The sequence below is a fragment of the Labrys sp. LIt4 genome (assembly GCF_017813775.1).
GTDB classification, from domain to species: domain Bacteria; phylum Pseudomonadota; class Alphaproteobacteria; order Rhizobiales; family Labraceae; genus Labrys; species Labrys okinawensis_A.
The window spans coordinates 1-26,160 of the sequence record NZ_JAGIPY010000002.1; the positions used below are offsets into that span (position 1 = coordinate 1).

A 26,160-nucleotide genomic window follows, 5' to 3' on the forward strand; every position below is an offset into this window, starting at 1 on the left:
ATCACGCCTTGCATTACAATGCAAATTGCCGGAAATCGCCGTCCACACCGACAAAATCCGGCAAACGCGAATACTTGTCTGGCTAAAAAACTAACGCTGAATCAGCAGCTTGCGAGTTCTTCACGGACGACGATTTTATGCAAGCCGGATCGAGCCGCCCGGGCCCGGCAAAATCGTGCTTGCCGGGCCCGGCGCCAGATCACGCCGCTCCCATCTTCTGAAGGGCGAAGGCCTGGACCAGGGCCACTTCCTTCAGCCGTTCGAAGCGCCCGGAAGCCCCGCCATGGCCCGAATCCATATTGACCTTGAAGATCACCGGGTTGCCCTGGGGGTTCATCTCGCGTAGCCGCGCCACCCACTTGGCCGGTTCCCAATAGGTCACGCGCGGATCGGTCAGGCCGGCGAGGGCCAGAATCGGCGGATAGGGGCGGGTGGCCACGTTGTCGACCGGACTGTAGGAAAGAATGGTCCGGAAGGCGGCCTCGTCTTCGATCGGATTGCCCCATTCGGGCCATTCCGGCGGGGTGAGGGGCAGGCTGTCATCGAGCATGGTGGTGAGCACGTCGACGAAGGGAACCTCCGCGACGATGGCGCCGAACAGGTCGGGAGCGAGATTGGCGACGGCGCCCATCAGCATGCCGCCGGCCGAGCCGCCATGGGCGACGATCCTTTTGCGGGCGGTGAAGCCACGCTCGGCCAGGTAGCTGCCGGCCGCGATGAAGTCCTGGAAGGTGTTGGGCTTCTTGGCAAGCTTGCCTTCGCGATACCAGCGCCAGCCCTTCTCGGTGCCGCCGCGGATATGGGCGATGGCATAGACGAAGCCGCGATCCACCAACGACAGCGCATTGGTGGAAAACTGGGCCGGCATCGACAGGCCATAGGCACCATAGCCGTAGAGCAGCAGGGGAGCCGAACCGTCCAGGGCCGTTTCCTTGCGGTAGAGCAGGCTGATCGGCACGCTTTCACCATCGGCCGTCGGGGCGAAGACCCGGCGGGTGACATAGAGCGCCGGGTCGTGCCCGGACGGCACCTCCTGGCGCTTGCGCAGGACCCTCTCGCGGGAGCGCATGTCATAGTCATAGGTTTCGGCCGGCGTGGTCATCGAGGAATAGACGAAGCGGATCCGGTCGGTTTCGAATTCCATGCCGCCGTCGAGCGAGAGCGAATAGGCTTCCTCGGCAAAGTCGATGGCGTGTTCCTCGCCGCTCGACAAAGACCGGATCACGATGCGCGGCAAGCCGTCCTCGCGCTCGAGCCGGACCAGCCAGTCGGCCAGCAGCACGATGTCGAGGATATAGCGGCCCGGCTTGTGCGGAATGAGATCGCGCCAGGACATCTGAGCCGAAGTTGTCTGCACCGGCGCCGCCAGAGGCGCGGTCATGATGCGAAAATCCTCGGCATCGTCGAAATTGGTCAGGATCAGCAGCTGATCCCTCCCGTCCGGCAGCGGGCGATGCTCGATCTCATATTGCACGCCTTCCTGGCGCGCGGCGATCAGATGCACGTGGCTGTCGGCATCGTCGAGATAGATCACCCGCACTTCCGAGGTTTCATGGTCATGGATGTCGATGATCGCCAGGCGGCGCGACTGGGTCTGCGACAGGCCGACGAACATGCCGGCATCGGCCTCTTCATAGATCAGGCGGTCGGCACTGGCCGGAGTTCCCAGAAGATGCAGCCATACACTGGAGGCGCGATGGTTCTCGTCCAGCCTTACATAGTAGAAACCCGAACCGTCCGAGAGCCAGACGGCCCCACCTTCCGTATCGGAAATGGTATCGGCCAGCATTACGCCTTTCGAGGTATCGAGCAGGTGTGTCGTATGGAACTCCGAGCCGTTCTCGTCGCAGCTCCAGGCGATCAGTCGATGGTCGGGCGAGGGGGCAAAGCCGCCAAAGGCGAAGAAGCTCTTGTCCTTTGCCAGGGCGTCGCCGTCCAGAAGCAGCGCTTCCTCGCCACCGTCTCGCGGGCGCCGGCAGAACAGACGGTGCTGCCCGCCCTGTCGGAAACGCGAATAGTACTCGAACGGCCCGTCCGGTGAAGGCACCGAGGAATCGTCAGCCTTGATTCTCCCTTTGAGCTCTTCGAACAGCACCGCCCGCAGTTGCTCGCCACCAGCGAGCTGGGCGTCGGCGTAGCGATTTTCCTGCTCGAGATGGGCCCTGATGTCGGCAGGCAACGCCGAGCCGTCGCGCAGCACCTCCTGCCAATTGTCTGCCCGCAGCCAGGCATAGTCATCCTGTAACGAAATACCATGGACGACGCGTTTGACTGGCCGCTTTTCGGCAATAGGCGGCAGAATCGAAGGTGTAGTCACCGTGTCATGCCTTCTGGTCGGGTGTGAACTTCATGGCATGGCCATTGATGCAATAGCGCAGGCCCGTGGGAGGCGGGCCGTCCGGGAAGACATGGCCGAGATGGGCATCGCAGGCGGCACAGCGGATCTCGATACGGCGCATGCCGTAGGACCGGTCCTCCAACTCGACTACGGCATCCGCGCGCACGGGCTCGAAATAGCTTGGCCAACCACAACCCGAATCGAACTTCGTGTCGGACCGGAACAATTCCTCACCGCAACAGACGCAGGAATAGGTGCCCTTTTCTTTGGAGTTCCAGAACGGTCCGGTAAAAGCGCGTTCCGTGCCGCGTTCGCGGGTAATGTGGTATTGTTCTGGAGAGAGAAGCGTCCGCCATTCCGCCTCTGTTTTGTTAACTTTCTTGTTTGGCACAATTGTCTCCCAATATTTTGCCGCAAAGGGATGCTATCGAAACGATAGACATACTTTGCGACTGATTCGACGAGCCGAGCGTTTGAAGACTATTCAGTTCGTCGTAAATAGGGGGTGGGGCGACAGTTCGCAATTCAGTGTCGTGTTGAATTCCGCGGCGAGCTTGCAAATTTGCATTTGCTGTTTGTCGGGGGTGCCAATTGTCGCAAGGGAAGTCGGCCTACTTCTAGACCTTTCTCAGGGGCGCCGGATCGGTGGCCGCCGCAGCAATGCTGCGTAATGGCCTGATCATGCGTGCCTTTCTACAATTGCAGTCTGTGGTCATGCCTGAGGTGACCTATCCGCTCGTCAGTGCAGATCAGATAGTCCGATCGGGTGTTGCAGTACCCATTTGTGATAGGGGCGCGTCTTACGTAGGCGGTTGCATGTTTTCACGGCAATAATCAAATGCGGCATAGTGCAAAATTCATGCTTGTCTTGCAAAAGATCTTGATTGATAAGATTTGAGAGTTTACATCAGTGCGCAATTCGAAATTCGCGATTCCAATGTTGCGAAGCGGATGTATGGCCTGCACTGCTGTTAATGAATGGCGCGGCAGCGTAGCCGGTGGTGAACATTTAGTTAAATCAGACCAAAAAAAGAAAGTCGATTTACCATGAGCGACGGATCCAACAACACCAACTTCATCGAGCTCGCGGCGGACATCGTCTCGGCCTATGTCAGCAACAATTCGGTTGCTGCGTCGGACCTGCCCGGCTTGATCAATGAGGTCCATGGTGCTCTTCAGCGCATCACCAGCGGCGTACAGGAAGTGCCGGCCGAAGCTCCCAAGCCGGCGGTTCCGATCAAGAAGTCGGTGACGGCTGACTACATCATCTGCCTCGAGGACGGTAAGAAGTTCAAGTCCCTGAAGCGTCATCTGCGCACGCAATACAATATCTCGCCGGAGGAATACCGCGAGAAGTGGGCTCTGCCGGCCGATTATCCGATGGTCGCCCCCAACTATGCTCAGGCCCGTTCCAATCTGGCCAAGCAGATGGGCCTCGGCCAGCAGCGCCGCCGCAAGGGCCGGTAATTTCGCCACGGCGATGCCGGAACGACAACAAGAGCCGGATGCCGCGCATCCGGCTCTTGTTGTTTGAAGTATCCAGGATGTGTCGCCAGTTAAGCTTGGAGCAGGATGTTCGCGGCAGGAACGTCAGGTGGTGACCAGGACCTGGCGGGCATCGCTGCGAATGCGCTCGACGAAAGATTTCAGCCCGTTGGAACGCTGCGGCGTGAGATGTTCCTCGAGCTGCAGGTTGCGGAAGACATCGAGCGCGTCGATGGCCAGAATCTCCGAGGCGGTATGGCCGGAATAGACGGCGACCAGGATCGCCAGGAGGCCGCGCACGATGAAGGCATCGCTGTCGCACTGAAAACTGGCGTGCCCTTCTTTCCAATGGGTCACGAGCCAGACCTGGCTGACGCAGCCCTGCACCTTGTTGGCCGTCGTCCGCGCCTCGTCGGGCAGCGGCTCGAGCGTCTTGCCGAGCTCGATCAGGTACCGATAGCGGTCTTCCCAATCGTCCAGGATCTCGAAATTCTCGATGATGGCGGCGATGTCTTGCGTGCTCATCCCTCTCATATAGGGGAGATGCCGGCGAAGACAAAGCCTTCTCAGGGAATGACCGGGCGTGGCGGCGGCAGCGCGGTGAAACGCTGGGTCGCAGGTGCTGGAGCGGCGGCGCCGTCATTCGGGCCGGCCAGCAGACCGGTGAGCTGCCTCGCGCCGGCCAGGCCGGCCGCGCATTGCTGGGGACTTGCGGCACAATAGGACAAGGCGGCGCCGACGGCCCTGTCGGCCAGGGCGCCCGCCGACAGACCTGCCGAGGCCTGCTTGTCGTGCTGGGCCGGCGGCGCCGGCAGCAGCAGGGCGACCACGGCAAGCCAGAACATCATGCGCAGGATGAAGAACACGTCATCGGCTCCCGATCGATGGCTAATTCTAGCATGGGCACCAGCGACAGGAGCGTGACGGACCGCACAGCAGGCGGCAAAGTGAAGGGATGGTTAACGCCTGAGCGGGTCTTGGTGAGGAATTGTTCACCATGTTTGGCACTTGCCCCGCCAAGAGGCCTTTCCGGGCGCAGGAACGGCCTGCCAAGCCCATTCTCTTAGGGTTCGTTTAAAGGACGCCCTGCCATGGTCGACGGGTCATATAGGGAGCGCGGCCGCAGGGCCGTGCCGGGGCGTTGCGTCAGTTCGATTGGTTCATATCCGCCAAGGCATCCGTCGACCGCTTGGTCCACGGGTCGGCGAAACACGATCCCTTGACAGCGGCCCGCCATGGTGCCTTCGTCGCCATGCTGCTCGGCGCGGCGCTGTTCGGCCTGACGCTGGTGCCACCTTTCCTGGCTTTCTCAGGAGGACCGAGCCTCGGTGTCGGCGGTGTCATGGTGCTGGTCGCCGCCCTGCTCGCCATCGTCTGGCGCCTGTCCGTCACCGGTCGTCTCGACGTTGCGGCTCTGCTGACTGTCCTTGCCGTATGCGGTTTCGCCGGCATTGTCGCCCGCCACAGCGGAGGACACAGCGCCAGCGCCTATGCGCTTCTCGCTGTCGCTCCTGCCCTCCCCCTGCTGACGGGCGCACGCAACATCGTGATCCGCGCCATCGTGCTGGCCGGTGTTACCGCCATGGCGATCGCCCTGGCCGGAACGAAAATGGCGCCGCCCCCCAGCCTTGGCGCGCGCTTCCTGGATGGACTGGGCGTGGTGCTCGCCCTCGCGGCGGTCGGCGGCATCGTGCTGATGGAATTGCGGCTGCGGCGCTACGACCGTCAGCTCGTCAAGTCTGGCGAAGCTCGTTATACCCTGCTGGCGGAGAACATCAGCGACCTCGTGACCCGGCACGGCAAGCGCGGCCAGGTCGTCTACGCTTCGCCCGCCTCCCAGGCACTGTTCGGCGCCGAACCCTCCGAACTGCTCGGCCAGGGCCTGTTCGACTATGTGCATATCGCCGACCGGCCTGCTTATCTCTCCGCCCTCTCCAGCGCGGAGATGGATGGCCTTGCCTCGACGGTGGAATTCCGGCTGCGCCGCAAGGGGGAGGGGGCTCCCGTCTTCCTGTGGGTGGAAATGCGCTGCCGGCCGCTGGGCGAGGACGAGGATCGCCAGACCGTCGCCGTCATGCAGGACATCACCGATCGCAAGGCCTATGAGCACCAGCTCATCGACGCCAAGATCGAGGCCGAGAAGGCCAATGCCGCCAAGAGCCGCTTCCTGGCCACGATGAGCCATGAGTTGCGCACGCCCCTCAATGCCATCATTGGTTTTTCGGAGCTGATGCTGAACGAGGAAATGATGAAGCTGTCGGCGGAACGGCGGCATGAATATGCCGGCCTGATCCATGACAGCGGCCATCATCTCCTGTCGATGGTCAACGGCATCCTCGACATGTCGAAGATCGAGAGCGGCAGCTTCGAGCTGGTGCCCGAATCCTTCCAGCTCCGCGATCTCATCGAGAATTGCCGCAATATTCTGCTGCTTAAGGCGCAGGAGCTCGGCATCTCCCTGGAGACCGCCATCGCACCCGACATGCCGCCGATCATCGCGGACAAGCGCGCCTGCCGCCAGATCTATCTCAACCTGATGTCCAACGCGCTCAAATTCACCAAGCGCGGCGGCCATGTCACCATCGGCGCGCGCCAGGAGAAATATGGCGTCGCCCTCTTCGTCGCCGATGACGGCGTGGGCGTGGCGCGCGAGGACGTGCCGCGCCTCGGCGAAGCTTTCTTCCAGTCCACGGCCGGCAAGCCGTCCAAGGATTACGAACGGACTTATGAGGGGACGGGCCTCGGCCTCTCCGTCGTCAAGGGCCTTGCCCAGCTGCATGGCGGGCGCATGGAGGTCGACAGTCTGATCGGTCACGGCACCACCGTGACGGTGCAGCTGCCCTCCGATTGCGAGAGCGAAGCCTCGCGCCGGGCCTTTGCCAGCGGTGCCACTATTGAAACGCTGCCGGTACGGCCGGCGGTCCAAGATCATTTCATCGAAGAAGAATTGGGGAAGAAGCGTGCGTGAAGCGTTAGCCCGTTCCGATCGCGATTTTCTGCTGTCGGATAAGGTCGAAGAGGCCCCCTCGCGTTATGTCGGTATCGTCAGGGTGATCCTGCAGCGGCCTGCCGAAGTCGCGGGACTGGCGGTCATGGGCGGCCTCAGCCTTGCGATCCTGGTCAATGCCCTGGTTCTGCAAAACGGCACGCATACCTCCCCCTTCATCGCCCAGCGCGGTTCGGCTTCCTCGGCTCCCGCCGTTCCGGCGGCGCCTGGGGCGGACGTGCGCGGGGCCGGCGATAGCGCGTCCCAGGATGCGATTGCCGTGCTGCGCGACATTCAGCTCGCCTTGGCCGAGCGCGGGCTCTATGACGGCCTGGCCGACGGTGTCCTCGGGCCCAAGACCACCGCGGCGATCCGCTCCTTCCAGCAGCATAATGGCATGCCGGTCGACGGCCAGCCCAGCGCGGCGCTGCTCACCAAGATCATCGCCAGTTCCAGTCCGCTGCTCACCACCGATCCCAATGCTGCCGAAGCGCCTCCGGCTCCCCCCGTCGACCAGATCGCCGCGCTGATCAATGGCGAGCAGCCGGCCCCGGCCGGCCCACAGCCCGACAAGCGCGTGCTCGGGGTCGAAAAAGCCCTGGCCAAGCAGGGCTATGGTCCCTTGAAGGTCGACGGCTTCATGGCGAGCGACACGCGCAACGCCATCTCTCGCTTCGAGAAGGATCGCGGATTGCCGGTAACCGGTCAGATCTCGACGCGGCTGCTGCAGGAATTGGCCCGTTCCGGTACCAAGGTGGAATGAGCGCCCGGCTCAAATCCAGCCTGTTCGTGGCGGCCTATCTCCGCCGTGCCATGGCGGAAGGCGCCTTCGCCGCGCTGCGCCAGCGCGGCTCGGAGGAGGCCGGGGCCATTTTCGTCAAGATCGACCATCTCGACGGCACCGCCGCGCTATACGGCCCGGCGCCGCAATCGCTCATCACCGAGGATGACGGTGTGCGCCGTTTTGTCCGGATCACCCCGCCGGGCGCCACGCCGCTGGATGCGGAGACGCGGCTGCAGCGCGAATTCCGCTTCGATCCCGACCTTTGGGTTATCGAGGCGGAAGACCGTCAGGGCCGGCATTTTCTAGACCTCGCCGAGGAAAGCTGAACCGGGCATTGTTCGAATTGCCATTCGGCAATGTATCAAAACGTGATTCCGCAACGGGGGCCTTTGGGTGCATAGTCTGGCCCGGACGGGCGATGGTACCTTGCCGGGCGACCATACCCGAAAGACCTACGCCTATTTTGTTGGGCGCCTTTTGCCCCAAAAGGGCCAATTGGCCGTATTATCGCGGCCGGATGTGCAAAATCGCACACCGAAGTCACGCCGCAGCGACGGCGGCCGGCGTTTAGTGCGTATGTACACAGACTGTTAACTTTCCTTACCTGCTAATGACCGCAAAACGAACGGAGTTCCGATTTCTGGTGCAATCTGCTGATAGGTCCCGCCATGAGCATCGTCCTGCATTTTCCCAAAGAGCCCAAAGCCCCGCGCCCTCCGAGTGAACAGGAGGCCCGGGAGCATAGTGCAGAAATCCTGTTCTTCACCGGCGTGCGCATCGAGCGCCACGTGGAAGATGATCGTCAGTCGCCCCAGCCGCGTCGTGGCGCCGGTGGTGGCAAGCGCCATCGCAAGGCGTGAGTTTCAGCGACGAAATCGGCTGAGCCGAGGGCGTTCTCCTCGGACTTGCCATCGGTGATGCGTTGGGCATCACGCTCGAATTTTCAGGCCGCGACAGCCAGAGCCCCTGACCGATATCGTCTGCGGCGGGCCATTAGCCCTTCCGGCCGGAGCCTGGACCGACGACACCTCCATGGCGCTTTGCCTGGCGGCGAGCCTTCAGCAGCATAAACAATTCGATCCCCGGGATTGCATGAACCGTTTCGTCAATGGCTGGCGATAGGGTGTCCGGGCGCGACCGGCGAGCGCTTCGGTGACCGGGGGCGCGCTCGCGTTGTGACCTGTCCGGCAACGCCGCCGTCCTGCAGGTGCTGGCCGACAGCCTCAGCGGCAGCTCGCTGGTTCCAGCCCTCGTTCCACATCGGCTTGCTGTGTCGGCTCTGGCACGAGCGCGCGCACCACGATCAGGCCCGTCGGCTCGGGGGCCTGGAGACGCAGGGCGACCGGCAGGTCCGGACCTTGCTTGGCCCTGATCTCGGCAAGTTGCGCCAGTGTGAACAAGGTCATGTCCAGAGCGCCGTTCGCGCCAGCCCGGTCGGTCAGCGTGTAGAAATTGAGGCCTGCCGGCGTATAGAAGGACACTGAGAGAAAGCCGGCATTCAGCGGCACATGCACATGGACCGGCCCACCGGCCAGGTCGTAACGGCAGAAGGCCGTGACGATGGCCGGGTCGGGCAAGGGCAGAGGGGTCTTGTCGGCGGTCAGAATGACGAAACGCCCGAGCGGGGCGATGGCGCTCGCACGCTGGAAGCCGGTCTGCCCGCTGAGGCGGGGCAGGGCGACGATCGTGGTCAGATGCACCACAAGGCCGATGAGCAGACCCGCAAGCGTCCATAACAGCCAGCGGATCACGGTGTGCCTCCAGCCGTGCAGTCCAGCCGTTCGACCGCGGGGACGGCGATGGTCCGGCCGGCGCCGAATTCCGTGGCGAGGCCCGTCGAGACAGGGCTGTCATAAAGGCGCAGGACCAGGCTCATCGGTCCAGGGGTACTCGGCAGCCAATTGCCGGGCTGACTGTCGGGCGCCACGGTGACGCTTACCCGGCCTTCCCAGCCCCTCAGAACGGAGGAACTGGTGAAGCCGGCCCGGTTGCTGGGATTGCTTACCAGCCGGTCGGCTCGATCATAGAGGGTGAGAGTCCACCAGCGCGCTTGGGGCAGCATGGCCGAAAGGCGATAGCGGCAGGCGCCATCGAGGGCTCGGCCGGTCGAATCTTTCCGGGCGGTGAAGGCAAGGCCCTCGCCGGGGCCGAGCGGCAGGTCCCCACTACGGGCGATCCGGGCGAGGCTGTAGCGATCGGCTCCGAGAGGATCTGCAAGGGGCCAAGCCGTCCAGGGCCCGAAGCGCAGGGCGCCGAGCTGAAAATCGGACCCTGTCGCCCACCAGGTGACACCGAGCCCCAGCGCGCCCCCGAGGCCAAGGGCATAGACCAGCCCCATGATCGAGGAGAAACCTTTCATTCGATCGCCGACACCGGCGCGGGGTGGCGCATCTGGGCCGCCTGCTTAGCAGGGGGGCGATCGGCCTGCTCGACCAAGGTGGCGACATCCCGCAGGATCTGCGTGGCGTTGCGGGTGAGGACAGGCGGCGCCGCAGGAGCCGGCTGGGCTGGGTCCGCGACACCGGGCGCCGGCGGTTCCGCCTTGCCGGGCTGTTGCTGTCCCGGCGGGAAGGGGGCAACCCCGGGGATCGGCCGGATCTCCACGCCCTGATGAGCGACGGCCATCACCTGCTGCCAGGTCATGGCCGGAAGAGAACCGCCGGTCATCTCCTCGGTGGGCTGGAAATTGTCATTGCCGTACCAGACACCGCCGACAAAGTTGCCGGTGAAGCCCATGAACCAGGCGTCGCGATAGGAATTGGTGGTGCCCGTCTTGCCGGCCACCTTGATGCCGGGCAATTGGGCCCGCTTGGCCGTGCCGTTTTCGACGACGCTGTTGAGCATGCCGTTCATGTCGGCGATGACCTTGGGGTCGATGACGACCGGATCCTCGCGGGCGGGATCGAATTTCCGGAGAAGGTCGCCCTTGGCATTGCGGATCTCCAGCGCCGCATGAGGAGGCGCCTTGTGCCCGCCGGACGAGAAGACGCCATAAGCGCCGGTCATCTCCAGGAGATTGACGGCCTCCACTCCGATCGGCAAGGCCCAGGACTCCTTGAGATCCGTCTCGATGCCCATGGTTTTGGCCGTCTCGATGATCATGCGCCGGCCATCGGCGGCGCTCTTGCTGAGGGCCAGGGAAATCTTGACCGGGATGACGTTGACCGAGCGGGTGATGGCCTGTGTCAATGTGATCGGGCCGGAGAATTTGTGGCCGAAATTCTGGGGGCACCAGTTTCGGATGCAGACCGGCGAATCCACCACGATGGATTTGGGCGTGAAGCCGTTCATGAGGGCAGTGGCATAGACGAAGGGCTTGAAGGAGGAGCCGGGTTGGCGCAGGGCATCCGTGGCCCGGTTGAACTGGCTCTGGCTGTAGTCGCGCCCGCCCACCATGGCGCGCACCGCTCCGTCCGGCTCCATGATCACGATGGCGCCCTGATGCACGTTGTAGTCTTTGCCGTATTGGCGCAGATTCGATTCCAGGACGATTTCCGCGCTCGCCTGGATGACGGGATCCAGCGCCGTGCGCACCACGAACACGGATTCGTTGCCCAGGACGCCGTCATCGGCGAGATCGGCGATCTCGCCATAGGCCCAATCGAGATAGTAGTCGGGCGCCTTCTCGCGGGCCCGGTCGACCGGCGTGGCCGGGTTGCGGCGGGCACCGGAAACCTGGCCCTCGGTCATGAAGCCGGCGTCGACCAGATTGCTGAGAACCTGATTGGCGCGCCCGCGTGCTGCCGCGAGGTTGTTGGTCGGCGCGTATTTGGTCGGCGCCTTGAACAGGCCGGCCAGCATGGCGGCTTCCGCGAGGGAAACGTCGCGTACCGATTTGCCGAAATAATATTGCGCGGCCGCCTCGATGCCGAAGGCGCCGCCGCCCATATAGGCGCGGTCGAGATAGAGCTTGAGAATCTCGTCCTTGCTCAAATGCCCCTCGAGCCAGAGCGCCAGATAAGCTTCGCGGATCTTGCGTTCCAGCGTGCGCTGGTTGGAGAGGAAGAGATTCTTGGCAAGCTGCTGGGTGATCGAGGAGCCCCCCTGCACCACGCCGCTCGCCTGGCTGTTGACGGTAAGGGCGCGCAGGGTGCCGATGACATCGATGCCGAAATGATCGTAAAAGCGCCGGTCCTCGGTGGCGAGCACGGCCTTGATGACGTAATCGGGCATGTCGGCCAGCGCCACGCTGTCATTGCTGCGGATGCCGCGTTGGCCGACGAAATTGCCATAGCGATCTTCGAAGGTGACGGCGATGTCGGCGCGGCGCAGCCAGTCGTCGCCGATCTGGCGGATCGCGGGCTGCATCAGCATCAGGCCGAAGATCATACCGGCCGTGCCCAGCGTCAGTCCCTCGCAGCCGACTTCTACCAGCAGCCGGCGCCAGCCCGAGACCTGAAATCTGTTCGAGATGTCGGAGCCGCGCTCGATCCCGGCCCGTACCTTCTGCCACGACGCGTAGACGGCGTTGTCGAGCCACGAGTCCAGCCGAAGGGCGGCGCGGCTCAGGCGCTTTCGAAAGGACGGCTCTGGCTTGCGTTCAGGCACGATGAAACCAACCGATACGCGAAAGACGTCAGGACGGTCAGTCTAACCCCCGGTTGCCGATCCTGAAAGACCTGCAATTTCCCCCTCATGATTTTCCATCCGCATGGCAAACAACATAACTTCCGGAATTAATTTCTCGTCCCTGTCGGATCCGGTCGTGCTGCATCGTCCTTGGGGCAGGTCCACGAAACGTGCCCATGAGGAGGAAGAGACCATGGCTGAAATCGCCCCGCACGGCATGAACGTCCTGTCGCCGCACCTGATCTGCGACGGCGCCGCCGCCGCCATCGAATTCTACAAGAAGGCTTTTGGCGCCGAAGAGATGATCCGCCTGCCCGGACCCGACGGCAAGCTGATGCATGCCTCGATCAAGGTCTGCGGCAGTTCGGTCATGCTGGTCGACGCGAACAAGCAATGGGGCCTGCTATCGCCCAAGATGCTCAACGGCACCCCCGTGACCATCCATCTCTTCGTCGCCGATGTCGATGCGTTCGTCGCCCGCGCGGTCGACGCGGGAGCCGAGGTGGCGATGCCGGTGCAGGACATGTTCTGGGGCGACCGCTACGGCGTGATCAAGGATCCCTTCGGGCATCATTGGTCGATTGCAACCCATCAGCGCGATCTCACCGTCGAGGAAATCCAGGAAGGCATGCGCAAGATGGGCGGCTGAAGGGCCTTGCTCCGGCGGCGCAGGCCTTCACGAAGGGTGACTCGGGCCGGCTGTTCCGCTATTGCAACGGCGATGGAACAGCCCTCGAAGCCCTTCTGGAAAACCAAGCCGCTGGAGGCACTCTCGCCGGAGGAGTGGGAGAGCCTTTGCGACGGGTGCGGGCGCTGCTGCCTGGTCAAGCTGGAGGAAGAGGAAACCGGCGATACCTATTTTACCGATGTCGCCTGTTTCATGCTCGAATGCCACAGCTGCCAATGCTCCGACTACGAGCATCGCAAGCGTCATGTTCCCGATTGCGTCACGCTGACGCCCGAACTGGTGCGCACCATCGATTGGCTGCCGCCGACCTGTGCCTATCGCTTGGTCGCTGACGGCGAGGATCTCTATTGGTGGCATCCCTTGGTTTCGGGCGACCCCGATACCGTGCACCAAGCCAAGGTCTCGGTTCGCGGCAAGGTCAAGGCTGACGACAAACAGGTGGGCGAGGGCGAGTGGGAAGAGCATGTGGTGCGCTGGCCCGCGCGCGTCCCCAAGGCGGCCCGCAGACGCTGAAGCCGGTATAGTCGCCGACGTCGCGCTGCCGAGCCTGAAAGTGGGGTGAGCCAGCGCCGATCACTTGCGGCGCGGCAGGCTGACCCATTGCCGAACATCGCTGTGAAGACATTCCGGGAATTGCCCTACTCGGGCAGCATTCCAGCAACACAGCGCGATTATCTTCACTTCACTCGAAAGGAGTTGCGGGATGGAAACGCTTGTCGACATCGGCTCTGCTGCCGTGCTCATGATCCTGGCGGGCATGATCTTGCATGTTGCCCTGTCCATGCCGGTTTGAGGCCGCACAAATACTAAGTTTACTCTTTGGTAAACATATTTTGCGGCGAGAAGGCGCCTGTGCGTTTTCGCACAGAATGGATGCGTGCCTCTGTTCGAAATAGAACGTGTTGAACATCAGATTCGGGGGAAGATTGATGACACGCGCGCAACTGGTTCTCGATCGTCCCGAGCGGCTGGCTGGCTTCGGCCGGGTGAATCCCTCGGCGGCTGGCCGGCATCTCAGTTTTGCGATCTCGACTCTCTCCTTCGTCGTGATCGCCTCCTCGGCCTTGTTTCTCGCCTCGTTCTTCTAAAGCGTTTTGCGATTTGGCAGAATTGCCAGGAATCGCAAAGACGCGTCGAACCAAAAGGTTGGAGCAAACAGGCCTTTCCGTCTAAACGGGCTTTGCTCGGGAGAGTGCAATTTCTCCGAAGGCGTTTTCTTGATCGAAGAGGTATCAACTTTTCCGGAAAACGCTCCAAGCATCGCGGCGCGTTTTCTCTTTGGATGCCGAGAGCCGCCTGATTCTACTGAAAGCGCACGGGCGAGCCGGCCCTGTCGGCCATGGTCTCGATGAAGGAGCGATAGGCCGAGACTGCTGTGACGGCGGTGATCGTGCCGCAATCGCGCCCCTTGCCGCCCATCACGGCCGAGATCACCCCGACCAGCACATAGTTTCCGCCCTGGCGCTGGAACACCGGTCCACCCGAATCCCCCCGGCAGATGCCATTGTTGTTGATGGTGCGCCGGGTCGCCTTGTGGTCGATCAGAAAGAGCTGGTGGGATTTGCTGTCGATCTGGTCCAGCATGTCGAAGCGCCGTTCGCGCAGCTTGCCGGCGCTGCTGACGACGCGATCGCGGCTCATGCCGAAACCGGCAACCTGCACGTCGACGAAGCTGCCGTCATCGGCGATGCGCGAGGCCAGCGGCACCGGCACCAGCCAATCCGGAAATTCGTGCTCCACCCGGATCAGGGCGATGTCGTTGATCGCCGCCGAGGTGCCGAGCGCCGTCACATCGAATTGGGGATGGATCGCCACCTGCGTTGCCTCGGCAAAGCGGAAGCGGAACTGGGTGTCGAGGGCTCGGATGCGATAGTCGCCATGGCCGCTCAGGAAGCAGTGGGCGGCCGTGAGCACCAGCTTGCGGGAAATTACCGTGCCGCTGCATTTGGTACCGCTCGGCCCCGTGATCTGCACGACATGGCTGCGGACGCCGGTGGGATCGGTGACGTCGCGGCCGCCCTTGATCGCCAAGGCTGGCATGGTGAGGGCCACGAAGGACATGACAGCAACGGCGAGGCGGATTTTCATCATGGCTAAGCTGTAGAGCATTTCCAACCAAAACCAAATTGTTGCACGCCCTCGCCGATTCTCGGGCTTCATTGCAGGAATTTGCCGGGTTTCGAGTTTTCCAGGGTCACGGCAAGGACGCGCCCATCCGTGCCGCATTGCTACGAATCCAGGGCAGGGCGGTGCCGAGCAGGGCGACGCCCGTCATGCCGCCGCAGCCTCGCCCGCTATTGGCTCCTACGGCCGAGGCCAGCACACCCACAAGCATGCCCTCGCGCAGCACCGGACCACCCGAATCGCCCTGGCAGGCGCCGCCGACGCCGCTGCTCTCGCGCAGGCGCAATTGCACCTTCGAGATGGGTGGGGCTCCCTCCAGCGCGATCTCGCGGAGGACGCCGCCGCTCTTGCCGGCGTTCTGGGCGGTCAGGCCGAAACCGGCGACGCGGTAAACTCCTCCCGCAATCCCTGCTTCGGCGACAAGGGGAAGGGGAGCGTAGCCGGCCAGCGGCGCATCGAGCTTCACCAGAGCAAGGTCGATGGTGAAATGCCGCCTGTCATAGGCCTTGGCATCGAATTGAGGGTGGATCGCCACGCTGCCGAGCTGCGACAGCACCGGCTTGCCGGCCTGATACGTCAGCAGGCGGTAATTGGCTCCCTTGCGTACGCAATGGCCCGCCGTCAGCAGAAGGTCGGAGGCGATGACGCTGGCCGAGCAGAAACTGCCGCGATCGGAGACGATCATCACGACATGGCGGGCCATATCGGCGGCTGCCGGCGCGCCGCCGACGATGGCACGGGCCGGTTGCGCGGATAAGAGAGCCATGGCCAGTGCGAAAAGGCCGGCGACGAACGAGCGCAAGGCCCGGCGCGACGTCGGCGTCAGCATGAGCGACCGGTCGGACGCATGCGCGAGCCAGCCGCGGTCTGCCACATTGATGTGGCGCTTCTTCTGGCGAAAGGCAGGATTGAGCATTACGTTCATGCCGTGTTCAGTGGCTCTGCAGAATGATGATGGGCCGAATCGAGGGGAATTGCGGCGAAATCTAGAGCAAGGCGCGTCGGGCGGAAATGCTGCCTTGTTCCAACACCTTGTTTCGGCGCGTTTTTGGATTTTTTGCAGGAGGCGAGCTATCGCAGAACGCTATAGCAAAAGGATGAGAATGGGGCGGATATCCTCCTTGGCCATGGCCGTTGCTCTGGGACTTGGGTGGTTTGGCGCAGTGCAGCCGGCTATGGCTGCCTGCGTCAGCCTCAGCGAGGCGCGCCCGCTTGTGAAGGCTGGTACCATAGTGCCTCTTATTTCAGCATTGGGAGCGGCGCGACGTGCTGTAAAGGGAGAGATGATTGACGGGAATTTGTGTGGAGATCCGGGCAATTACCGCTATGTCGTCACATTTCTGGGGACCGATGGGCGGGTGATAAGAGCGACGATCAACGCCAAGACCGGCGAAGTCGTTGGTGTGAAGTAAAGGAATACCGATGCGACTTCTCGTGGTCGAGGACGATCAGGATCTCAACCGCCAACTCGTCAAGGCGCTTGAGGAGGCCGGCTACGCCGTTGACCGGGCTTTCGACGGTGAGGAAGGCCACTTTCTCGGCGATACCGAGCCCTATGATGCCGTGGTGCTCGATGTGGGCCTGCCCAAGCTTGACGGTATCACCGTTCTCGATCGCTGGCGCCGTTCCGGCAAGGTGATGCCGGTGCTGATCCTCACCGCCCGGGACCGCTGGTCCGACAAGGTGATGGGCTTCGATTCGGGCGCGGACGACTACGTGGCCAAGCCCTTCCACATGGAGGAAGTGCTGGCCCGCCTGCGCGCTCTGATCCGTCGCACCACCGGCCATGCCACCAACGAACTCGTCTGCGGCCCCGTTCGCCTCGACGCCCGTGCCGGCCGCGTGGTGGTCGATGGCAATCCGATCAAGCTCACCTCGCATGAATATCGGTTGCTGGCCTATCTGATGCACTATACCGGACGCGTCGTGTCGCGCACCGAACTGGTCGAACATCTCTACGACCAGGATTTCGATCGTGATTCAAACACGATCGAGGTGTTCGTCGGTCGCCTGCGCAAGAAATTGGGTGTGGACGTGATCCAGACCGTGCGCGGCATGGGCTATATCCTCACGCCGCCGGACTCCATGCGCGTATGACCACGCGTTCGCTGGCCTTCCGCCTCTTCGTCGCCGCCGCGGCCTGGGTGGTGGTGGTGCTGGTGGTGGCGGGCGTGGTGCTTTCGTCCGTCTACCAGCATGCGACCGAACGCTCCTTCGACGAACGCCTCCACGTCTATCTCAAGACCCTGGTGGCCGATATCGCCGGCGCGGATGTGGGGGATCGCACGGCGCCCGGCGCCATGGGCGAGCCGCGGTTCGAGCTGCCGCTGTCAGGCTGGTACTGGCAGATCAGTCGCCTCGACAAGCCGGCGTCCAACGGGTCCAAATCCCTGTTCGAGGCCACCCTGCCGAGCCTCGAAGACCAGAGCACGCCCGGCGAGCCCAGTGGCGTGCGCGAGGGCTATATCAAGGGCCCGGACGATCGCCGGCTGCGTGCGGTCGAGCGCCTGATCGATCTCGGGGAGGACGGGCGCTACAGGGTGACCCTGGCGGGCCCCGCCGACGAGATCGACAGTGCTATTTCCGACTTTCAATATTCGCTGCTGTGGACCTTTACCGCTCTTGGCGTCGGGCTGCTTGCCGCCATCCTGCTGCAGGTGCGCTTCGGCCTCAGGCCGCTTTCGCGCATCAGCGGCGCGCTGGCCCGCATGCGTACCGGCGAGGCAGCCAAGCTGCCGCCCGACCTGCCGGACGAGATCGTGCCTCTCGCGCGCGAGCTGGATGCGCTGGTCGATGCCAACAGGGAGGTGGTCGAGCGCGCCCGCACCCATGTCGGCAACCTCGCCCATGCCCTGAAGACGCCGCTGTCGGTCATCGCCAACGAGGCGGGCACGGCGCCGGCGAGCCCACTGGCCGAACAGGTGAGCCGGCAGGTCGCCGTAATGCGCAAGCAGATCGATCATCACCTCCAGCGTGCGCGCATCGCCGCCGCCGTCAGCGTGGTCGGAACGGTGACCGAGATCGTGCCGGTGATCGAGGGACTGGTGCGGGCCATGGAGAAGATCCATGCCGCCAAGCGCCTGAAGATCAAGGTGCAGCTCGATCCCGCGCTACGCTTTCGCGGTGAAAAGCAGGATATCGAGGAGATGACGGGTAATCTCATCGACAATGCCTGCAAATGGGCGATCGGCGAGGTGATGATCAAGGCCGAAGTGTTTCATCTCGACGGCGTCCTGTTCGCCCGCATCATCATCGACGATGACGGGCCGGGCCTGTCGCCCGAGAAGCGTGCCGAGGCGGTGCAGCGTGGCAAGCGGCTCGACGAAACCAAGCCCGGCACCGGCCTCGGCCTTGCCATCGTACAGGATCTCGTCTCGCTCTATGGCGGTCGCTTCAGTCTCGACGAGGCGCCGATCGGCGGTCTGCGGGCCATTCTCGATATTCCCGCTCTGCAGGGGGCCACGCCGTCGTCGCGTGCCCGGCCCCCCTCGCGGAGCGGAGAAGGGGCGACGGTATAGACGCCCGGCGATTCAAAGCGGGCATCGAGGCGGGATCACTTTCTCGTAACGCGTGGAACAGCAGTGCCTTGCGACACCGTGAGACGGTTGGCGCGCGGCATTTTTGCGTGTAAGGCTGCCCGCGGCACCCGCTCAAAGCGTTTTGCGATTTGACGGGAGCATCTAGAATCGCAAAGACGCTCAGGCCAATCGGTTGGATCGGCCTGAAACAGGGAGTTGGAGCAAACAGGCGTTCGTTCATGAATGCTTCTTGCTTTGGGTCAGGGGTCCTATGACAAAATCGATCGTCAAGCTGTTCGGCCTGGCTGTGGTGGCGTTGCCGCTGGCAGGATGCGGACTTACCGGCTCGACCACCCAGCCGACTGTTGCTGCCGCGCCGCCCACGCCGGCCACCAGCAATTCGCCGATCCTCGACGGCCTCGATCCGGCCGATCGTGCCCGGGCCGAGCAGGCTCGCCGCACGGCCCTGGACGGCAAGGCCAAGGTCAGCGTCGATTGGAAGAGCGACAGCAACGCCACCACTCACGGCAGCGTCGTCGCCGGCCCGCTGCAGAACCAGGGCGCGGCCCCGTGCCGGCAATATTCCCAGACCGTCTACAAGGACGGCGTGCCGGCCGTCGCCCGTTCGACGGCGTGCCGGCAGCCCGATGGCGTTTGGGTCAACAGCTGAGGCGTTTTGCGGCGGGGTGCGACGGCCAGAAATCGCGGTGACACGTCGAGACGACAAACCGGAGCAAAGAGATGTTCGGTCATGAACCCACCGTGCTCCGGCGAGATTTGGGCGGACAGGGGCGCTGTCCGCGACAAATCGGTGACAATGCGTCGCTGCGCGCCTGAAACGCCCAAATTAGGCCTTATGGCCAGCGCAAGAGACCTCGAATGCTCCTTTGGATAGCCCTGGCCGCCATGACCGGCCTTGCAGCACTGGCATTGCTGTGGCCGCTGGCGCAGCGCGGCAGCGCCGCGACGCCGCAGGCATCCGATGTCGCCATCTACAAGGACCAACTGGCCGAGATCGATCGCGATCTGGAGCGCGGGCTGATCGCCAGGAGCGAGGCACAGGCCGCCCGCATCGAGGTCTCCCGCCGCCTCATCGAGGCCGATGAGGGAGAGAAGGCGGAGAAGGGCCGGCAACCGGCCGGGCAGGCCTCCATCGGGCGGCGCAGGCTTGCCGCGGCTATCGTCCTGGTCGCAGTTCCCCTGCTCAGCCTCGGGCTCTATGCCTATCTCGGCTCGCCCTCGAGCCCCGACCAGCCTCTGGCCGCCCGCTTGGACGGCAATATCGAGAACGCCTCCCTCGATGAATTGGTGGCTCGGGTGGAAGCCAAGCTGGCGGAGAATCCGGAAGATGGCCGCGGCTGGGACTTGATGGCCCAGATCTATCTGCGCCAGCAGCGTTTCGAGGATGCCAAGCAGGCCTATGCCAATGCGCTGCGGCTGCTGGGATCGACTGCCGAGCGCGAAGCCAATTTCGGCGTCGCCATCGTCGCCGCCGCCGACCGCATGGTGACGGCGGACGCCAAGGCCGCCTTCCAGCGGGCCCTCAAGCTCGATCCCAAGGAATTCCGCTCGGCCTATTTCCTCGGCCTCGCCAAGGAGCAGGACGGCGACAAGAAGGGCGCGGTCGAGGCCTGGCAGGCCCTGATCCCCGATAATCCCAATGCCGCGGACTTTCTGAGGCAGGAAATCGCCAGGGTCGGCGGGCAGCCGCAGGCAGCCCCCGATATGGCTGCGCGCGGCCCTTCGCAGGACGATGTCAAGGCCGCCCAGGCGATGACGCCGGAGGAGCGCGGCAAAATGATCCAGGGCATGGTGTCCGGGCTGTCCGAGCGGTTAAAATCACAAGGGGGCAGCCCCGAGGAATGGATGAAGCTGATCAAGGCCTATAGCGTGCTCGGACAGGCGGACAATGCCCGTACTGCACTTGCCGATGCCCGCAAGGCCCTGGCCAATTCGCCCGACGCCATCAGGCAGATGGACGAGCTTTCGAAGGCACTGGGTTTATGACGCGCAAGGGCAGACGTCTGGCGATGATCGGCGCGGCCGGTATGGTCCTCGCGGTTGCGGTGGGCCTGGTGCTGTTCAGCCTGGGCGGCACCATGTCTTATTTCGCCGGCCCGAGCGACATCGTCGGCAAGCAGACCACGCCGGGCCAGCGCTGGCGGCTGGGCGGGCTGGTGGAGCAGGGCTCCCTGCAGCGTGGCAGCGCGTCCGAGATCTCCTTTACGGTGACCGACACCAACAAGTCGATCAAGGTCGTCTATTCGGGTATCGTGCCCGATCTCTTCCGCGAGGGGCAGGGCGTGGTGGCCGAGGGCGTGGTCGACAGCGCAGGCGTCTTCCAGGCCGATACGCTACTGGCCAAGCATGACGAGAAATACATGCCCAAGGAAGTGGCGGACGCGCTGAAGGCGCAAGGCCATTGGGAAGAGGGCGGCGCCTACGGGAAGAAGCCATGATCGTCGAAGCCGGCCATTACGCACTCGTCCTCGCGCTGACGCTCGCCGTGATTCAGTCGGTGCTGCCGCTGTGGGGCGCCCGCGCGGGCGACCTCGGCCTGATGCGCATCGGCACCAGTTCGGCCCTGTTCCAGCTTCTCTTCGTCGCCGTGGCGTTCGGCGTGCTGACCCATGCCTATATCAGCTCGGATTTCTCGCTCGCCAACGTGTTCGAGAATTCCCATTCGGCCAAGCCGCTGCTCTACAAGATTACCGGCGTGTGGGGAAACCATGAGGGCTCAATGCTGCTCTGGGTCCTCATCCTGGCCTTTTTCGGCGCTTTGGTGGCGGCTTTCGGTCGAAACCTGCCGCCGACCATGAAGGCCACCGTGCTGGCGGTGCAGGCCTGGATCAGCACGGCCTTCCTGCTCTTCATCCTGCTGACCTCCAATCCCTTCAACCGCTTGGCGCCGGCGCCGATGCAGGGGCAGGATCTCAACCCGATCCTGCAGGATATCGGCCTCGCCATCCATCCGCCGCTGCTTTATCTCGGCTATGTCGGCTTCTCCATCGCCTTTGCCTTCGCCGCCGCGGCGCTGATCGAGGGGCGCATCGATGCCGCGTGGGCACGCTGGGTACGGCCCTGGATCCTGCTGGCCTGGATCTTCCTGACGCTGGGCATCGCCATGGGTTCATACTGGGCCTATTACGAGCTGGGCTGGGGCGGCTGGTGGTTCTGGGATCCGGTCGAGAACGCCTCGCTGATGCCCTGGCTCGCCGGCACGGCCCTTCTCCACTCCGCCCTGGTGATGGAAAAGCGCAACGCCCTTAAGGTGTGGACGATCCTGCTGGCCATCCTCACCTTCTCGCTCTCCCTGCTCGGGACCTTCCTGGTGCGTTCGGGCGTGCTCACCTCCGTGCATGCATTCGCCACCGATCCCCGGCGCGGCGTGTTCATGCTGGCGATCCTGGTGCTGTTCATCGGCGGCGGCCTCAGCCTGTTTGCCTGGCGGGCTTCCGCCTTGAAGCAGGGCGGCATCTTCGCGCCGATCTCGCGCGAGGGCGCGCTGATCCTCAACAATCTCCTGCTGACGGTGAGCTGCTTTGCCGTGTTCATCGGCACGCTTTACCCGCTGGCGCTGGAGGCACTGACGGGCGGCAAGGTGTCGGTCGGTCCCCCCTTCTTCGATCTCACCTTCGGGCCGCTGATGCTCGCGGTGCTGGTGGTGATGCCGTTCGGGCCGTTCCTGGCCTGGAAGCGCGGTGACCTGGCGGGCGCCATGCAGCGCCTGGGCGCTGCGATCGGCCTCGCCATCCTGGCCGCGCTGGTGACGTTGTGGCTCAAGCAGGGCGGGCCGGTGCTGGCGCCGATCGGTGCGGGCCTCGCCTTCTTCATCATGGCGGGGGCGGTGGTCGAGATAGCCGGGCGCATCAAGCTGTTCCGCGAGCCGCTGGGATCCAGCCTGCGCCGGGCGAAGGGCCTGCCGCGTTCGGCCTTCGGCACGGCCTTCGCCCATTTCGGCGTCGGCGTGACGTTGATGGGCATCGTCGCCGCCTCGGCCTGGCAGTCGGAAACCATCGTCGCGATGAAGCCGGGTGACACCGCCACCTTCGGGCGCTTCCAGGCCACCTATGTCGGCGCGGTGCCCAAGCGCGGCTCGAACTACACGGCCACAGAGGCGAAATTCGTGATCCGTCGCGACGGTGTCGAGATCGGCCGGATTTCGTCCTCCAAGCGCTTCTACCCGGCGCGCCAGATGCCGGTGACGGAAACGGGCATCAGCACCCATGGTTTCGACCAGATCTATATCGGTCTCGGCGACAATCTGCCTGACGGCGCCATTGCGGCGCGGCTCTACGACAAGCCTCTGATCACCTTGATCTGGCTCGGTTGCCTGATCATGGCGTTCGGCGGCCTGCTATCGCTGTCGGACCGCCGCTTGCGCGTCGGAGCACCCAAGCCGGCGCGCCGGCTTGGCCAGACCATGCAGCCGGCCGAGTAGGCCATGGTGAAACGCTTCCTCCTCGCCTGTCTTTTCGGCCTCATGGTGCTGCCGGCCCTGGCGGTGCAGCCGGACGAGGTTCTGCCCGACCCGGCCCTCGAGGCGCGTGCCCGCGCGCTGTCGGCACAGTTGCGCTGCATGGTCTGCCAGAATGAATCGATCGACGATTCGAACGCCTCGCTCGCCAAGGATCTGCGCATCCTCGTGCGCGAGCGCCTGAAGGCCGGCGACAGTGACGCTGAGGTCAAGGACTTCCTGGTTGCCCGCTATGGCGATTTCATCCTCTTGAAGCCACCTCTGGAATGGCGAACGCTCGCTCTGTGGTCGGGGCCACCGGCATTGTTGCTGCTGGGCGGTATCGCCATCTTCCTGTCGACGCGGCGTCGGCAGGCTGCCTCTCCCGCACCGCTCAGTTCGGATGAGCAGGCCAGGATCGACGATATTCTGGGGCGGGACGGCTGAGGCGTTTCGGATTCAGCGACGACAGCCGCTTGCCAAGGTATCGCCATGGCGTGGAACGAGCATCGAAACATGCTCCCATGCGGGAAAAGTGCGTCTTACTAAAGAGTAATCCGGCGGAAAAAGAGCCGTAATGTTGGTCAGGGCATTGTCACCGGCAACGGCGCTGAATGGGGGCGCTGAAGCAAAGGCGACCGGCCTTTCTCAACGTAAGGCCGAGTCATTATGGAGCCTATCACGATGAATTCATCCGATCATGACATCAAGCCGAAGGCCGGCATTCTCGCCCGGCGCCGCACGCGCCTGCTGGCCGCCGTGTTCGGCCTCGGCGTCGCCGGCGCGGTTGCCGGCAACTTCGTGGTCATGCCATCCGTCACGCCGGCTTTCGCGCAGACGCAGAGCCAGGTCGCCCAACCGGGCTTTGCTGATATCGTGCAGAAGGTGCGGCCTGCCGTCGTTTCCATCAAGGTCAAGACCGAAACCAATGCCAGCGTTTCGGACGACGACAATGACGGGATGCCGGCCAATCCGTTCGAGTTCTTCTTCAATGGCCCTGGCGGCGGCAACATGCAGCCCGGCCGGCCTCGCAAGCAGTTCGGCATGGCGCTGGGCTCGGGCTTCTTCATCTCGGCTGACGGCTATGTCGTGACCAACAATCACGTCGTCGACCACGCCAAGGAAGTCGATGTCGTCACCGATGGCGGCAAGACCTATACGGCGAAGGTGATCGGCGTCGACCCGAAGACGGATCTGGCCCTGCTCAAGGTCCAGGACGATGCCGGCAAATTCCCCTTTGTCGAACTCGAAATGCAGAACGAGCCGCGCGTGGGTGATTGGGTCCTGGCGGTCGGCAATCCCTACGGCCTGGGCGGCACCGTGACCGCTGGCATCGTCTCGGCGCGTGGCCGCGATCTCAACAACTCGACCTATAACGACTTCCTGCAGATCGACGCTCCCGTCAATCGCGGCAATTCGGGCGGCCCGACCTTCGATCTCTCCGGCCGCGTGATTGGCGTGAACACGGCGATCTACTCGCCCTCCGGCGGTTCGATCGGCATCGGCTTTGCTATTCCGGCCGAGACCGTCTCGCGGGTGGTCTCGCAGCTCAAGGCGGATGGCCAGGTGACGCGTGGCTATATCGGCGTGCAGATCCAGCCGGTCACCCAGGATATCGCCGACTCGATCGGCCTGAAGAAGGCTTCGGGCGCCCTGATCGCCGACGTCACCAGGAACGGTCCTGCCGCCAAGGCCGGCCTGCAGTCGGGTGATGCCATCACGGCCGTCAACGGCAAGGAAGTCAGCGACTCCCGTGAGCTTGCCCGTGCCATCGCCGATGTGAAGCCAGGCGAGACCGCCGACCTGACCGTCTGGCGGGACGGCAAGGAGCAGAGCATCAAGGTGGAGACCAGCAAGCTGCCGGGCGACAAGCAACTTGCCGATGCGCGTTCACAGGGCGATGACGACACGGGCGGCAAGAGCTCGCTTGCGAATCTGGGCGTTGAGCTCGCGCCGGCCGCCGCCGTTGCTGGCGCCGGCAAGGCCGGTGTGGTCGTGACCGATGTCGATCCGGGTAGCCCCGCGGCCGAATCGCTGCGTCCGGGCGACGTCATCCTCGACATTGCCGGCAAGCCGGTCAGCAATGTGCGCGAGGTCCGGGAGATTCTCTCCAGCGCCAGAGCCGACTCCAAGCGTACCGTGCTGCTGCGCGTGAAGAACAATGACGGCCTGCACTTTGTCGCCCTGCCGATCGGCAAGGCCTGATCCGAGGTGAAGCACCGGTGCGGCTGCCCGTCACGGGCGGTCGCATCGGCCTTTTGGCCCGATCCTGGCCACCTCCGATCCTGTTCACTTCGGCCGGAGGGGATCGGGATTGGGGGTGCATTCTTGAAAACATCAGCGTGAATGCTGCGGGCGCGGATCATTGCGCCCTATGAGGTGACCTTGAAATGTGGCAAAGCTCGTCTCAGACGCCTTCAACTCAAAACGTGAATGAGTCTGAAACCAAAATGCGTATTCTGATCGTCGAGGACGACCGCGACGCAGCTGCCTACCTGGTCAAGGCCTTCTCGGAAGCGGGACATGTCGCGGATCATGCCGCCGATGGCTTGAGCGGCTATGCCATGGCCAAGGACGGCCCCTATGACGTGCTGATCGTCGATCGCATGCTGCCCAAGCTCGATGGCCTTTCGATGATCTCCCGCCTGCGCCTCGAAGGCACGCAGACACCGGCCCTGATCCTGTCCGCGCTGGGCGAGGTCGATGACAGGGTCAAGGGCCTGCGCGCCGGTGGCGACGACTATCTGCCCAAGCCCTATGCCTTCTCCGAACTCCTGGCTCGTGTGGAGGTGCTGTCGCGCCGGCGGCCCGGCAAAGGCGAGGAGACGGTCTATCGGGTCGGCGATCTCGAACTCGACCGCCTGTCCCATGTGGTCAAGCGGGCAGGGGAGGAGATCGACCTCCAGCCCCGCGAATTCCGGCTGCTCGAATATCTGATGAAGAATGCCGGCCAGGTGGTGACGCGCACCATGCTGCTCGAACATGTCTGGGACTACCATTTCGACCCCGGCACCAATGTCATCGACGTTCATGTGTCGCGCCTGCGCTCCAAGCTCGACAAGGGCTTCGACAAGCCGTTGCTGCACACCATTCGCGGGGCGGGGTATATGATCCGCGACAGTGCGAAATAAGTGGTCATCCCGGACAAGCGGCATCACAAGCGATGCGGCGCGGATCCGGGGCCGCAAGATTGTGATCCGGGACGGCAAGAC

At 63.6% G+C, this 26,160-nt stretch carries 28 protein-coding genes; 19 read left to right on the plus strand and 9 right to left on the minus strand.

Translation table 11 applies throughout. The features are described from left to right. Positions 1-199: 199 nt before the first annotated feature. Positions 200-2,317, minus strand: coding sequence for a S9 family peptidase (locus J8I29_RS02985; RefSeq protein ID WP_209430590.1), 2,118 nt, complete (start codon positions 2,315-2,317; stop codon positions 200-202). A 4-nt stretch (positions 2,318-2,321) separates the two neighbouring features. Continuing rightward, entirely contained in the window at positions 2,322-2,729 is a 408-nt protein-coding gene (gene msrB, locus J8I29_RS02990) for a peptide-methionine (R)-S-oxide reductase MsrB (RefSeq protein WP_245443319.1), read from the minus strand. A gap of 656 nt (positions 2,730-3,385) precedes the next feature. On the opposite strand from msrB, the gene J8I29_RS02995 reads away from it, so the two are divergent. After that, complete coding sequence (locus J8I29_RS02995) at positions 3,386-3,805, plus strand: MucR family transcriptional regulator (protein ID WP_068288823.1); 420 nt, start codon at positions 3,386-3,388, stop codon at positions 3,803-3,805. 123 nt (positions 3,806-3,928) lie between these two features. Here the strand turns inward: J8I29_RS02995 and J8I29_RS03000 are convergent, their stop codons facing one another. Together J8I29_RS03000 and J8I29_RS03005 are read right to left on the minus strand one after the other, a co-directional pair. Further along, positions 3,929-4,348, minus strand: coding sequence for a SufE family protein (locus J8I29_RS03000; protein ID WP_105861732.1), 420 nt, complete (start codon positions 4,346-4,348; stop codon positions 3,929-3,931). 41 nt (positions 4,349-4,389) lie between these two features. Further along, positions 4,390-4,689, minus strand: coding sequence for a hypothetical protein (locus J8I29_RS03005; protein ID WP_105861733.1), 300 nt, complete (start codon positions 4,687-4,689; stop codon positions 4,390-4,392). Positions 4,690-5,042: 353 nt separating this feature from the next. On the opposite strand from J8I29_RS03005, the gene J8I29_RS03010 reads away from it, so the two are divergent. The 5 genes from J8I29_RS03010 to J8I29_RS03030 all read left to right on the plus strand — a co-directional run bounded on the left by J8I29_RS03010 (position 5,043) and on the right by J8I29_RS03030 (position 8,715). Next, positions 5,043-6,791, plus strand: coding sequence for a PAS domain-containing sensor histidine kinase (locus J8I29_RS03010; protein ID WP_209430591.1), 1,749 nt, complete (start codon positions 5,043-5,045; stop codon positions 6,789-6,791). Then, entirely contained in the window at positions 6,784-7,572 is a 789-nt protein-coding gene (locus J8I29_RS03015; RefSeq protein ID WP_209430592.1) for a peptidoglycan-binding protein, read from the plus strand. Before J8I29_RS03010 ends, J8I29_RS03015 begins: the two co-directional genes overlap by 8 nt. Continuing rightward, positions 7,569-7,919, plus strand: coding sequence for a DUF1491 family protein (locus J8I29_RS03020; protein WP_105861736.1), 351 nt, complete (start codon positions 7,569-7,571; stop codon positions 7,917-7,919). Before J8I29_RS03015 ends, J8I29_RS03020 begins: the two co-directional genes overlap by 4 nt. 342 nt (positions 7,920-8,261) lie before the next feature. Then, the gene (locus J8I29_RS03025; RefSeq protein WP_105861737.1) at positions 8,262-8,453 is read left to right on the plus strand and encodes a hypothetical protein; all 192 of its coding nucleotides are present in this window, start codon (positions 8,262-8,264) and stop codon (positions 8,451-8,453) included. Positions 8,454-8,568: 115 nt separating this feature from the next. Then, positions 8,569-8,715 carry an ADP-ribosylglycohydrolase family protein gene (locus J8I29_RS03030; protein ID WP_348535984.1) on the plus strand — a complete coding sequence of 49 codons (147 nt, stop codon included), beginning with the start codon at positions 8,569-8,571 and terminating at the stop codon, positions 8,713-8,715. Between the two features lie 101 nt (positions 8,716-8,816). On the opposite strand, the gene J8I29_RS03035 is transcribed toward J8I29_RS03030, so the two are convergent. The 3 genes from J8I29_RS03035 to J8I29_RS03045 are packed head-to-tail and all read right to left on the minus strand — an operon-like array spanning position 8,817 to position 12,141. Continuing rightward, complete coding sequence (locus J8I29_RS03035; protein ID WP_209430593.1) at positions 8,817-9,344, minus strand: DUF1254 domain-containing protein; 528 nt, start codon at positions 9,342-9,344, stop codon at positions 8,817-8,819. After that, positions 9,341-9,952 (minus strand): DUF1214 domain-containing protein, encoded by a 612-nt coding sequence (locus J8I29_RS03040; protein WP_209430594.1) that lies wholly within the window; start codon positions 9,950-9,952, stop codon positions 9,341-9,343. Before J8I29_RS03040 ends, J8I29_RS03035 begins: the two co-directional genes overlap by 4 nt. After that, a complete protein-coding gene (locus tag J8I29_RS03045; RefSeq protein WP_209430595.1) occupies positions 9,949-12,141 on the minus strand; it encodes a PBP1A family penicillin-binding protein in 2,193 nt (730 codons plus the stop codon). The genes J8I29_RS03040 and J8I29_RS03045 overlap by 4 nt, the downstream gene beginning before the upstream one ends. Before the next feature lie 214 nt (positions 12,142-12,355). On the opposite strand from J8I29_RS03045, the gene J8I29_RS03050 reads away from it, so the two are divergent. The 3 genes from J8I29_RS03050 to J8I29_RS03060 all read left to right on the plus strand — a co-directional run bounded on the left by J8I29_RS03050 (position 12,356) and on the right by J8I29_RS03060 (position 13,938). After that, positions 12,356-12,811, plus strand: coding sequence for a VOC family protein (locus J8I29_RS03050; protein WP_245196627.1), 456 nt, complete (start codon positions 12,356-12,358; stop codon positions 12,809-12,811). 72 nt (positions 12,812-12,883) lie between these two features. Continuing rightward, positions 12,884-13,363, plus strand: coding sequence for a YcgN family cysteine cluster protein (locus J8I29_RS03055; RefSeq protein WP_105861742.1), 480 nt, complete (start codon positions 12,884-12,886; stop codon positions 13,361-13,363). A gap of 416 nt (positions 13,364-13,779) precedes the next feature. Then, positions 13,780-13,938 carry a hypothetical protein gene (locus J8I29_RS03060; RefSeq protein WP_181161094.1) on the plus strand — a complete coding sequence of 53 codons (159 nt, stop codon included), beginning with the start codon at positions 13,780-13,782 and terminating at the stop codon, positions 13,936-13,938. A gap of 214 nt (positions 13,939-14,152) precedes the next feature. Here J8I29_RS03060 and J8I29_RS03065 read toward each other — a convergent pair whose 3' ends face one another. Continuing rightward, positions 14,153-14,941, minus strand: coding sequence for a trypsin-like serine protease (locus J8I29_RS03065; protein WP_181161095.1), 789 nt, complete (start codon positions 14,939-14,941; stop codon positions 14,153-14,155). A 103-nt stretch (positions 14,942-15,044) separates the two neighbouring features. Beyond that, positions 15,045-15,899, minus strand: a complete 855-nt coding sequence (locus J8I29_RS03070; protein ID WP_105861744.1) for a trypsin-like serine protease — start codon at positions 15,897-15,899, stop codon at positions 15,045-15,047. Positions 15,900-16,095: 196 nt separating this feature from the next. Here J8I29_RS03070 and J8I29_RS03075 point away from each other — a divergent pair, with 196 nt between their 5' ends. From J8I29_RS03075 to J8I29_RS03120, 10 genes are all read left to right on the plus strand, one after another. Beyond that, positions 16,096-16,386, plus strand: coding sequence for a PepSY domain-containing protein (locus tag J8I29_RS03075; RefSeq protein WP_146126870.1), 291 nt, complete (start codon positions 16,096-16,098; stop codon positions 16,384-16,386). A 10-nt stretch (positions 16,387-16,396) separates the two neighbouring features. Continuing rightward, positions 16,397-17,071 carry a response regulator transcription factor gene (locus tag J8I29_RS03080; RefSeq protein ID WP_105861746.1) on the plus strand — a complete coding sequence of 225 codons (675 nt, stop codon included), beginning with the start codon at positions 16,397-16,399 and terminating at the stop codon, positions 17,069-17,071. After that, the gene (locus J8I29_RS03085; RefSeq protein WP_209430596.1) at positions 17,068-18,492 is read left to right on the plus strand and encodes a sensor histidine kinase; all 1,425 of its coding nucleotides are present in this window, start codon (positions 17,068-17,070) and stop codon (positions 18,490-18,492) included. Before J8I29_RS03080 ends, J8I29_RS03085 begins: the two co-directional genes overlap by 4 nt. Before the next feature lie 271 nt (positions 18,493-18,763). Beyond that, positions 18,764-19,162, plus strand: coding sequence for a hypothetical protein (locus tag J8I29_RS03090; RefSeq protein WP_105861748.1), 399 nt, complete (start codon positions 18,764-18,766; stop codon positions 19,160-19,162). Between the two features lie 209 nt (positions 19,163-19,371). Continuing rightward, positions 19,372-20,499, plus strand: coding sequence for a c-type cytochrome biogenesis protein CcmI (ccmI, locus tag J8I29_RS03095; protein ID WP_105861749.1), 1,128 nt, complete (start codon positions 19,372-19,374; stop codon positions 20,497-20,499). Beyond that, on the plus strand, positions 20,496-20,951 hold the full coding sequence (gene ccmE, locus J8I29_RS03100; RefSeq protein ID WP_105861750.1) for a cytochrome c maturation protein CcmE: 456 nt from the start codon (positions 20,496-20,498) through the stop codon (positions 20,949-20,951). Before ccmI ends, ccmE begins: the two co-directional genes overlap by 4 nt. Then, positions 20,948-22,933 (plus strand): heme lyase CcmF/NrfE family subunit, encoded by a 1,986-nt coding sequence (locus J8I29_RS03105; RefSeq protein ID WP_209430597.1) that lies wholly within the window; start codon positions 20,948-20,950, stop codon positions 22,931-22,933. Before ccmE ends, J8I29_RS03105 begins: the two co-directional genes overlap by 4 nt. Positions 22,934-22,936: 3 nt before the next feature. Then, on the plus strand, positions 22,937-23,395 hold the full coding sequence (locus tag J8I29_RS03110; protein WP_209430598.1) for a cytochrome c-type biogenesis protein: 459 nt from the start codon (positions 22,937-22,939) through the stop codon (positions 23,393-23,395). Between the two features lie 237 nt (positions 23,396-23,632). Further along, entirely contained in the window at positions 23,633-25,153 is a 1,521-nt protein-coding gene (locus tag J8I29_RS03115) for a Do family serine endopeptidase (RefSeq protein WP_245196629.1), read from the plus strand. A gap of 245 nt (positions 25,154-25,398) precedes the next feature. Beyond that, a complete protein-coding gene (locus tag J8I29_RS03120; RefSeq protein ID WP_105861754.1) occupies positions 25,399-26,079 on the plus strand; it encodes a response regulator transcription factor in 681 nt (226 codons plus the stop codon). The last annotated feature ends 81 nt before the right edge of the window (positions 26,080-26,160 follow it).